Origin of the sequence: Clostridium sp. YIM B02500, assembly GCF_022324665.1 — a bacterium.
GTDB classification, from domain to species: Bacteria; Bacillota; Clostridia; order Clostridiales; family Clostridiaceae; genus Clostridium; species Clostridium beijerinckii.
On the sequence record NZ_JAKGTE010000067.1, the window covers coordinates 1 to 8,728 of the forward strand.

Here is an 8,728-nt window from a genome sequence, read left to right on the forward strand (position 1 = left end):
TTTTATTCTACCTCCAACCTTATAAAATAAACATATTACTTTTTGAAGTTTACACGAAAGTCTTGACAGACTCCAAAAGTATGACCTTCCTTTCTAGTGTAGACTATAATTAAAAATATATATTTTACTTTAGGCTCGGTATCTATGTCCGAAATAACTAAATGTATATGTGAACTACTTAAAGGTTATAGCAAAATAAAGAAATAGAATACATGTATTCTATTTCGATTGTTTATCGATTTGCTTTAAGTTCTTTACAATACTTTAATATGTGCATTATTCTTTTCCGAAAACCTGTCCTTTAAGCTTTAGTCCTGTTTTAGTTACAGCTATTCCGCCTAAAGCTGTTTCTCTAAGTGATTCTGGCAAGCTTTTTCCCACCTTATACATAGCACTTACCGTATCGTCAAATGGTATTTTTGAAGCTACACCTGCCATTACCATGTCTGCCATACATAAAGCAGTTATTGCTCCTTGTGCATTTCTCTTGGCGCATGGTATTTCAACAAGTCCAGCAACTGGATCACAAACAAGTCCAAGTACATTTTTAATTACTATTGCTGCTGCATCTAAACTCATCTCAGGAGTTCCTCCCATCATCTCAACAACAGCAGCTGCTCCCATCGCGGAAGCTGACCCACATTCTGCCTGACATCCACCTTCTGCTCCTGCTAGTGTTGCATTTAATCCAATAATCATTCCTACAGCAGCTGCGGCAAATAATCCATTTATAAGTCCTTCTTCATCTAATCCAAGTTTTTCTCCAGCACTTAAAATTACTGCTGGTAATATTCCACAAGAACCAGCTGTCGGACATGCAACTATCTTACCCATAGACGCATTAACCTCCGATGAAGAAAGTGCCATAGCCATAGCCATATTGGTTACATCACCTGTCAAAGCTTTTCCTTTCTTAACATAATTATGTATCTTAAAAGCATCTCCACCAATTAAGCCACTAACAGAATAAACTTCTTTCTCCATTCCCTCATTAGCTGCTGAAATCATGACGTTCAAATTTTTCCTCATTTTATCTATTACTTCATCCCTTGTTAATCCTTTTTCCTCCACTTCATATCTTATTGCATATTCACTTAATGAAATATTATGTTCTTCACATATTTCTAACAATTCCATACCTGTTTTTGCAAACATATTATTCACCTTCCTTTGCTGGGCTTATTGAAATTACATTATGTACTAACTCTATTTCCTTAATTTTCTCTATTAAAATATTATTCACTTTATTATCCATCTCAAAAATCATTATAGCTTCATGCCCTTTTTGCTGCCTGAAAACTCTCATAAAGGCTACATTTATATTTTCACTATATAATATACTTGTAACACTATTAATTACCCCTGGAGCATCTTTATGAGCTATTATTAAAGTTTCATAAATTCCAGTAAAATCAACCTTATTATTATTAACTTCTACAACCTGAATATTCCCACCGCCAATTGATGATCCCATAACTTCGCAATATTGACCACCAATTGTTTTCATAATAAATTTTACTGTATTAGGATGAACATCCCCTAATTCTGCCTCCTTAAATAAAAATTTAACACCTTTTTCTTTTGCTATATCCATAGAATACCTAAGTTTTTCATCACTTGGTTCCATTCCTAAAATACCAGCAACTAAAGCTCTATCTGTTCCATGACCTTTATATGTTTTAGCGAAAGAACCATGTAGTAAAAATGTCACCTCTGATACGTCTCCACCTGCTATACTTCTTGCTATCTTCCCAAGCCTCGCTGCACCTGCTGTATGTGAACTTGATGGTCCTATCATAATAGGTCCTAAAATATCAAAAACTCCTATTTCCTTCATTAATTTGATATCCTTTCTCTCTAATATCTTCTATTCTATTTTGTTTAATCTTATATTTATTAAACCATAAATAATAGGCATTGTGAATAAATAAGAAGAATATTAAAACGGCCGAAAATAATTTAGTAATCAATTTGTTATTTAACTATAGAATTATTAAAAAACACCTTGTTATAGTACTAAAATTTCAATCAACTATAAAAAGCAATAAATAGGTTTATTTTACACAAAACTACTTACTGTTCTCATTATTATACAAAACCACAATGTCTTTTAAATTTTGCTTAATAAAAACTCTAATGCAATTTTATATCTATTTAATACATTTTCATGGTGATCATATTCATCCCAAATCATTTTTACATTTTTTTCACCTATTCGCTTTTTAAATATTTTATAAGATTTCTCTGAAAACTTTGGAGCATCTTTATGAATAGTGGTTTTCTTATAACCTTCTTTTCTACCTGCAATTAATATAAGCTTAAAATTATCATTTACTAAATCTTCTTTATCTACGAATTTAATCCAATTTTCATACCATTGAGATGCACATATACTTGCAATTTTGCTGTAATTGTCGTTTTTATAAACTGAATACAAAGAAACTAATGCTCCAAGGGAATATCCCATAATTTTTCTATATTTCTTATTCACACTTACTCGAAACTCATTTTCAATATAAGGTTGTAAATCTTCCAATAAAAATTTCAAATAATCATCTGCTTGTCCTCCAAAATCATTAAACCTTTCATTCAGTGCCTTTGAAAACCAAGGTGTGTATTCGCTTATTCTATCAATTGGGGTGATTCCGACTAATATATGCTCTTCTAATAATTCATTAGAAATTCCTATTTCTATATCCTCTATTATTTTGGTTAAATATCCTTTAAATTTATCTCCATCTTGAACATATACTATGGGGTACCTTTTATCAGAAATATCATATCCAACTGGCAAATAAATAAATATTTCTCTATCAAATACTTTTCTTGTTAAAATTGTTCCTTTCATCTTTCTTTATCCCTTCTTTAATTTGCTTGGAGAAACTCCAAACTTTTTCTTGAAAAGTCTGCTAAAATAAAACTCATCATTATAACCAACTTTCTTTGAAACATCTTTAATTGTTAAACCTTTATTTAATAGCGTATAAGCCATTGTCAATCTATATTGAATTAGATAATCAATCGGTCTCATTTTTAAATGCTTATTAAATAAATACGATATTCTGCTAACTTTCTCTCCATATCTTTCAGAGAGTTTATTCAAGTTAATCTCCTCCATATAGTTTTCCGAAATAAATTTACTTATATCTGCCACAATATCTTTCTCCGTTAGTATTTTTTTATAATTTTGCTCTGTGAAAAGTTCCTTTAAAAATAAAAATGTTTGTATTTGAAGTGTCACTCTTGATTTCATTTCCAATTTAGAGGATATTTCCATAAGTTGATTTAAGGATCTTATTATCTCATCGTAGTTATTTATTTGAAACTCAAACGTTGATTTCATATAAGAATTTGAATTATTATATTTATCTGCTACATAATAAATATTTATATGTTCAAACTCTTCCTCTCCTAAAACCTTAAAAGATATGTTTCTGTTTTTACATCCATGAATTACTTTTCCTCTTTCCCCCGTAAATATCTCATTATCAAACTCTATTTCCGCCCTTCCTTTTATAGGAAAAATAAATGCTGAAAGATTCGTTTTATAAGTATTTTTTATACCTGCAGAATGCTTTGCGAATTTATCTACTCTTACAATTTCAAAAGTATTCTCTCTAAATTCCTTTATTAACTCACCTTTTATAACACTTTTCAATTGATTCATCCCCCTTCGAAAACATGGACAATTATTAAATAATTGTCCATGTTTTTATTTTTGTTTATTCTTTTACTATTTCTCATATATTATAATCCTTAATATAAATGAGAATTATTATCATTTATATCTTTACATTTAGTATAACTTACTTTTTGAATCTCTTCAAGAAAGGATGTTAATATGCAAGACATTTTAAACTCTTCATATGAAAAAAATCTGAAAATCAAGAAATCTTTTAATCTATTTATTATTGCTTTAATAGTACTACTAATTATTTCAGTAATATTATCAGTTTCCTTTGGCTCTTTTAAAATAAAACCATCTATATCATATGGCGTAATCCTTAATAAGGTTTTTGGAGTATCTTTAGGTGATACTAGCCTTACAAACACTTCGTCAACCTATAATGTTATTTGGCTTATTCGTATGCCTAGAGTTTTACTTGCTATTGCTGTTGGAGCTGGACTTGCCGTATGCGGTACTGTAATGCAAGCTACTGTACAGAATCCCTTAGCTGAACCGTATATTCTAGGAATTTCTTCTGGTGCATCTTTAGGCGCTACCTTTTCCCTAATGCTTGGTATTGGTTCATTAAGCTTTTTATCTATTAACGGTGTTGCATTTTGGGCATTTTTAGGTGCTTTAGGAGCTTCTGTTTTAGTTCTGTTACTTTCTTCTTTAGGGAGTAAGATGTCTTCTACTAAGTTAGTGCTTTCAGGAACTGTTATTAGCGCTTTGTGCAATGCCTTATCTAATTTCATTATTTCCATAGCAAGTAATGCTGAAGGTATGCAAAGTGTTAAATTTTGGACCATGGGCTCTTTAGCCACAGCTAAATGGCAAAATATAGGATTGGTTATCTTATTTGTTTCTGTAAGTTGTATCTTCTTTATGACTCAAGGACGGATTTTAAATTTAATGTTAATGGGTGATGAAGCATCTGTAACAATGGGTCTGAATTTAAATCTATATAGAAGAATGTATATGATAATAACTTCACTACTAACCGGTATACTAGTCGCTAATTGCGGGGTTATAGGATTTGTTGGACTTATCATTCCTCATATTTCAAGAGCTTTATTTGGGTCTGACCATAAAAAGCTAATATTAACCTCTATGCTCCTAGGCTCCATATTTTTAGTTTGGGCAGATATATTCGCTAGAATAACTATTCCTAATGGAGAATTATCTATTGGTATTATTACAGGCCTAGTTGGCTCTCCATTTTTTGTTTATATCTTATTAAGAAAGGGCTTCGGTTACGGAGACAAATAGGTGACTTAAATGGACTTGATAATTAAAGATTTAAAGATTAATTTATCCAAAAGTGAAATAGTGAAAGGTATTAATTTAGCTGTTACTAATAATAAATTTATTGGTTTAATTGGTCCTAACGGCAGCGGTAAATCTACTTTATTGAAATCTATATACGGTATTATAATGCCAACTTATGGAGATATTTATATCGCTCATAAAGATATACAAGCTTATGACAAAAAATCTCTAGCTAAAACTCTTGGAGTAGTTAGTCAGTTTAATAATATTAATTTTGATTTTAAAGTTATAGATATAGTTTTAATGGGACGATCACCTTATAAAAAACTATTAGAAAAAGACAGTAAAGAAGATTATGATATAGCACTTAAAGCATTATCATCAGTTGGAATGCTTGATTCTTCTCAAAATAGCTTTAGTCTTTTATCTGGTGGAGAAAAACAAAGAGTTATATTAGCTAGAGCCATAACTCAAGAACCAAAGATATTAATATTAGATGAACCTACTAATCACCTTGATATAAAGTATCAATTAGAGGTTATGTCAATTGTAAAAAATCTAAATATTTGTGTTTTAGCAGCCTTACATGATTTAACCTTAGCAGCTCAATTTTGTGATGAAATTTATGTTCTGAAGGCTGGAGAAATTGTAACTCATGGTACTCCAAAAGAGGTTATAACAACAGAAATGATAAAAAAAGTTTATGATGTAAATTCATATGTATACATAAATCCTGTAACTAAGAGACTTTCAATTGATTTCTATACAGATGATTTACAAACAAAGCAAAATTATACTTAGCAACATAACAACTTAACGTAATATGTTTAAGTTTTAATAAAAAACTAGGAGGAATATTTATGAAAAGAAAATTTTTACTTTTGATTGCAGCTATAATGCTTACTACTGCTATATTTACAGGATGTGGAAGTAGCGCAAATACAAATAATTTATCTGAATCAGAAAAGTCTTCAAATACACAAAAAGCGTCTGCATCTAAAACTTCTTATCCTGTAACCTTTGATGCTTTTGATTCAGAAGGAAAAACATATAAACAAACTTTTAATGATGCACCAAAAAAAGTTATAACCAATAATCAATCCTCAACAGAGCTTCTATTAACTTTAGGATTAAAGGATTCACTAATTGGAACAGGTGACTTAGACACACCAATCCCAGAAGCTTTAAAGGATGATTATGAATCTATTGCTGCGATAGCTAAAAAGGGAGATGCTGCTAAAGAAGTCGTTGTTGGATCTGGAGCAGATTTAGTAATTGGAAGAGCAGCTTCTTTTAATGATGATAAATATGGATCAATCCCAAGCTTAAATGAAGTTGGAATTAATACCTATGTCCAATCAGCAAGTAGGATGGATACTAATATTACTTTAGATACAATCATTCAGGATGTTAGAAATGTAGGAATTATCTTTGATGTTCAAGATAAAGCTAATAGCTTAGCTGATTCCATGCGAAAATCTTTAGATGATATAGAAGCGAACGTTCCAACTAATGAAGCAAGAAAGAAAGTTATAGTAATTGTTAATTACGGTGCAGATTCATTTTCAGTATATGGCGCTAATGCTTCATTACAAACAGAAATGCTCAACGTTTTAAATGCTGATAATGTTATTGAAAAAGGTGGTTCTGGTTCCTTAGAAAATATCATTTCAACTAATCCAGATCACATAATTTATGTAACAGCAACTAAAAATGCATCTACAGATGCTGATGCTGTAAGCAAAATACTATCTGAACCAACACTTCAAAATGTTACTGCTATTAAAAACAAAAGCATTATTTGTGTTGATTATACAGAATTTATGGGATATGGATATAGAACTTTTGACTGTTTAGAAAAGTTATCTTCTGCTTTCTATCCAGAAATATTCAAAAAATAAATCATAAGATGAAACTTTTCAGATGGAGTTTTATATATAGGGAGTATTACGGATACTAACTATCAGATAAACCATGTAGAAACTAAATAAAAAGTTTATGTAAGGGAGAAATTAAAAATATGTTAAGAAGAATTACAAAAATCGCAAGTTTATTAGTAGCTATGGTTTCAGTTATGCCAATTGTACCTGCAAAAGCTGCTGAAGTAAAAAAAATAGACGCAACTGAGGGTACTATCTATAGCGGGTATGCAAAAGGAAATGGTATTTATTTCACTGGAGAAATAAACGGTAAGGATGAAGCTGCATATTATATATCTGAAGATGGAGAATACCATAAAATTGATGGACTTGATGTTGGATATGACGCAACTAATTTATTAATAAATAAATACTTAGTACTTGATGATGATAATTATGTAGATTTAACAGATAATTACAAAGCTTTAAATGGAAATATTACAGAAGATTTAGAAGATGAAGCTGAAACAATTGTAAGGAAAAAAATAAGAGCTGATAATGATAGAAGATTTGATAAAAGTTCTTATGATGGATCAAAAATAATTGAAGCTACCATGGAAGGTTCAGCTAAATTTTTAAGCGGTAGCAATGGACTAGCAATTTATGACTATACCTTAAAAAATCCAGGCATTAATAAAACAAAGTCTACAATTTATTCAGATTTAAAAGGTAATTATGTTGATGCAGATTATAATTTAGGAAGCCTAAAAGTATGTACAACTAGTGATAGTGTTATTATTAAAAATACTGAAGATACCTATGAGATAAAAGACAATACTAAAGCCTATGAGTTAAAAGCAGAGCTTAAAGAAAAGAAATATATCACGAGTGTTGCTAATACAATATATAGATATGCCGATCTTACAATATACAGAAAAGAAAAAGGAGCTGATGATGCTACTTACGTACCTGTAACAAATGAGTTAGGGTTTGGAAAAAATGGTTATAATGTAACTAGTGGAGATTCTGTAACCGTATTACAAAAGTTTTTGAATGAACCTGCGGCAAATGATATAGATGGTATTAAATATTCTAAGAATTCATCAATATATTTTATTGCAGATGAAGATGGAAATAAGGAATATTTATTAGGAAGATCAGCAGCAGATGCAGTAGCAAAAGTTGGTGCAGCTACTGGTGGAAAAGCAAAAATAGCAGGAAGCGCACAAGCTCTTTATGGTACCTATTTAGATGTCACAAATAAAAAAATATATTCTGAGACTCTTAATTTAAAATCTAAGAATGGATTTAATTATATAGATATTGGTGATTATGACAGCTCAGATACAGATACCTTAGATCAAATACCAACACCAAATGGGCTAGCTTGTTTCTTGGATGATGGATATATAAAAATCTGGGATGGTAACGAAAGCTTTGTAAAATTATATAAAGTAGATGGATCTATGGATGACTTTTCTATTAGCACTAAATATAATTTAATTGTCTGGAATGAAGATGATGGAGTTTATTCAGTTATACATAATATAACTAAAACAGCAGCTGCTACAACAGACAACTCTATCCCAACTACTGCTGGATGGGTTCAAAATGTAGATAATACTTGGAATTACATTTTAGAAAATGGAATTAAAAAGACTGGCTGGCTAGATAATAATGGTACTTGGTACTTCTTAAACTCTGAAGGTATAATGAAAACTGGGTGGATTAATGATAATGGTACTTGGTACTTCTGTAATGCATCAGGTGCTATGCTATCTAATACAACAATTGACGGATATCAGTTAGGGGCAAATGGTGCATGGATAAACTAATAAAATATTGTATTAGCAAAGAAGCGGAGTCTGTCAAGACTTTCGTGTAAACTTCAAAAAGTAATATGTTTATTTTATAAGGTTGGAGGTAGAATAAA

General features: G+C 30.4%; 9 protein-coding genes. 4 read left to right on the forward strand and 5 right to left on the reverse strand.

What is annotated here, in order from left to right; all coding sequences use genetic code 11:
* Nucleotides 1-276: 276 nt before the first annotated feature.
* From sdaAA to L1S46_RS26595, 5 genes are all read right to left on the reverse strand, one after another.
* A complete protein-coding gene (gene sdaAA / locus L1S46_RS25995; protein WP_238901406.1) occupies nt 277-1,155 on the reverse strand; it encodes an L-serine ammonia-lyase, iron-sulfur-dependent, subunit alpha in 879 nt (292 codons plus the stop codon).
* A 1-nt stretch (nt 1,156) separates the two neighbouring features.
* Nucleotides 1,157-1,837, reverse strand: coding sequence for an L-serine ammonia-lyase, iron-sulfur-dependent subunit beta (gene sdaAB, locus L1S46_RS26000; protein ID WP_012060655.1), 681 nt, complete (start codon nt 1,835-1,837; stop codon nt 1,157-1,159).
* 273 nt (nt 1,838-2,110) lie between these two features.
* Complete coding sequence (locus L1S46_RS26005) at nt 2,111-2,848, reverse strand: alpha/beta hydrolase-fold protein (RefSeq protein ID WP_238901407.1); 738 nt, start codon at nt 2,846-2,848, stop codon at nt 2,111-2,113.
* 6 nt (nt 2,849-2,854) lie between these two features.
* A complete protein-coding gene (locus tag L1S46_RS26010) occupies nt 2,855-3,658 on the reverse strand; it encodes an AraC family transcriptional regulator (RefSeq protein WP_012060657.1) in 804 nt (267 codons plus the stop codon).
* A 98-nt stretch (nt 3,659-3,756) separates the two neighbouring features.
* Nucleotides 3,757-4,053 carry a hypothetical protein gene (locus L1S46_RS26595; RefSeq protein WP_238901417.1) on the reverse strand — a complete coding sequence of 99 codons (297 nt, stop codon included), beginning with the start codon at nt 4,051-4,053 and terminating at the stop codon, nt 3,757-3,759.
* On the opposite strand from L1S46_RS26595, the gene L1S46_RS26020 reads away from it, so the two are divergent.
* The 4 genes from L1S46_RS26020 to L1S46_RS26035 all read left to right on the forward strand — a co-directional run bounded on the left by L1S46_RS26020 (nt 3,986) and on the right by L1S46_RS26035 (nt 8,630).
* Nucleotides 3,986-4,936: an iron ABC transporter permease gene (locus L1S46_RS26020; protein WP_238901415.1), complete on the forward strand. Its 951-nt coding sequence runs from the start codon at nt 3,986-3,988 to the stop codon at nt 4,934-4,936. The genes L1S46_RS26595 and L1S46_RS26020 overlap by 68 nt on opposite strands.
* A 9-nt stretch (nt 4,937-4,945) precedes the next feature.
* Entirely contained in the window at nt 4,946-5,737 is a 792-nt protein-coding gene (locus L1S46_RS26025; protein ID WP_238901409.1) for an ABC transporter ATP-binding protein, read from the forward strand.
* Nucleotides 5,738-5,796: 59 nt separating this feature from the next.
* Nucleotides 5,797-6,837 carry an ABC transporter substrate-binding protein gene (locus L1S46_RS26030; protein WP_238901411.1) on the forward strand — a complete coding sequence of 347 codons (1,041 nt, stop codon included), beginning with the start codon at nt 5,797-5,799 and terminating at the stop codon, nt 6,835-6,837.
* A 119-nt stretch (nt 6,838-6,956) separates the two neighbouring features.
* Nucleotides 6,957-8,630, forward strand: a complete 1,674-nt coding sequence (locus tag L1S46_RS26035) for a cell wall-binding protein (RefSeq protein WP_238901413.1) — start codon at nt 6,957-6,959, stop codon at nt 8,628-8,630.
* The last annotated feature ends 98 nt before the right edge of the window (nt 8,631-8,728 follow it).

What these genes read in the sequence shown, in the direction of transcription:
- sdaAA (WP_238901406.1), bottom strand. Translation starts at nt 1,155, where the DNA reads ATGTTTGCAAAAACAGGTATGGAATTGTTAGAAATATGTGAAGAACAT.
- sdaAB (WP_012060655.1), bottom strand. Translation starts at nt 1,837, where the DNA reads ATGAAGGAAATAGGAGTTTTTGATATTTTAGGACCTATTATGATAGGA.
- L1S46_RS26005 (WP_238901407.1), bottom strand. Translation starts at nt 2,848, where the DNA reads ATGAAAGGAACAATTTTAACAAGAAAAGTATTTGATAGAGAAATATTT.
- L1S46_RS26025 (WP_238901409.1), top strand. Translation starts at nt 4,946, where the DNA reads ATGGACTTGATAATTAAAGATTTAAAGATTAATTTATCCAAAAGTGAA.
- L1S46_RS26030 (WP_238901411.1), top strand. Translation starts at nt 5,797, where the DNA reads ATGAAAAGAAAATTTTTACTTTTGATTGCAGCTATAATGCTTACTACT.
- L1S46_RS26035 (WP_238901413.1), top strand. Translation starts at nt 6,957, where the DNA reads ATGTTAAGAAGAATTACAAAAATCGCAAGTTTATTAGTAGCTATGGTT.